Below are 1,382 nucleotides of genomic sequence, written 5' to 3' on the forward strand. Positions count from 1 at the left end.
TTTGTACTCAATTTTTGGACAGTGTTCTTTTTTTGTGGGTTCCATAGTTTGCTAAAAGTGTTTAATTTTTAGTCAACCTATTTCAGGATTTGTCACTCAAATTATGTTGCCTAACGTCTTGTGGCTTTGCGAGGTTGCGAACTTCGGAACCGAGATTTTTCTGCTAAGATAAAATTTCTTACGAAAGATAAACGTGAATTTTGCACATATTTCGCAATCTCGCAAAACCGCTGTTAGCAGACGTATTTTTATTTATATTTTGAATACCATTTTTGCATTTCTGTTTTAAAATTTTCCGAAAACATATTTAAAGCAAAAGTTTGTCTTTCATTATAATTTTCAGTTGAATATTTTGAAGCAAATGCTATAATATTTTCTATTCCTTTAAATTTACTAAAATATAATTTTTCTGAAATTACCCAAGTTTCACAAGCAAATAAAAATAAGTTAGTCAGTTTTCTTTGAACTCTTTTTTCCGATTCTTTGAAGTATGTATAAAAATCACCTTTAACAGACTTTTCATCTTTTTTATTATACCCCATTAATAAGACTGATTTATCTTTATAAGGAAATAAGTTGATGAAAATTTCAGAAATTCTTTCCATATCCTTACCATACTTAAATCTATAAAGATTCATTTCAAAAGTAGTTTCATAATTATAAAATGCGGATAAACAAAGTTCAATTTTAGAAATCTCTCTAACTTCAAAAACATATGATTCTGTATTCTGGTTTATATCGTTCCAAATGTCGTTTTCGTTTAAAATTAAATCATTCAAGCCAAGTTTCTCTTGCTCAAGTGTTAATTGCAGGAATTCTCTATCAAAATTCTCTGTCAATTCAGATTTAAGCATATTTTGGTAAATATCAATATTAACTTCTTTTCTGAATTTTTCATTATAAATTGTACGAAGAGTAAATAATAAACAAGATTTGTAATCATTAAAATTTATGTTTTCAGTTTCAATAATTTTGAATAATTCACTATCGTGTTTTTGACAAAAACAATTGAATGAAAAAATTTCATTAATTCCTGTTCTTTTAAACTGAAAATGAGGTTCCTTAAATTGATTTAAAATATGCTCCCACAAATGATTGTCTTTTGCAATTGATGAAAGAATACCATTTTTTTGTAGAATATGAGAATTTATAGATTTCTCATTACAATTAGGATGATAACATTTTACGATTCTTTTAATTGCATTTTTTTTACAATCGTGAAAAAATTTTAAAAATTTAATTTTATCGATATTCATTTTTGTCCGATTTTGGTGTAATATGTCTGCTAACGTCAGTCTGTGAAAAAACCTCCGTTTAATTCTATCAAATATAAACAAATAATCTAATTATTAGACAGAAAAGTTGTATATTTAATGATGCAA

The 1,382-nt window shown here is 25.9% G+C and carries 1 protein-coding gene; it reads right to left on the bottom strand.

Annotated elements, in window-relative coordinates:
* Positions 1 to 248: 248 nt before the first annotated feature.
* Positions 249 to 1,256, bottom strand: coding sequence for a hypothetical protein (locus tag BMW63_RS17775; RefSeq protein WP_074724796.1), 1,008 nt, complete (start codon positions 1,254 to 1,256; stop codon positions 249 to 251).
* Between the last annotated feature and the right edge of the window lie 126 nt (positions 1,257 to 1,382).

This window comes from Flavobacterium frigoris, from assembly GCF_900111075.1.
Taxonomy (GTDB): Bacteria; Bacteroidota; Bacteroidia; order Flavobacteriales; family Flavobacteriaceae; genus Flavobacterium; species Flavobacterium frigoris.

Bases quoted from the DNA above. Each gene is read 5' to 3' on its own strand.
- BMW63_RS17775 (WP_074724796.1), bottom strand. From the start codon at position 1,256: ATGAATATCGATAAAATTAAATTTTTAAAATTTTTTCACGATTGTAAA.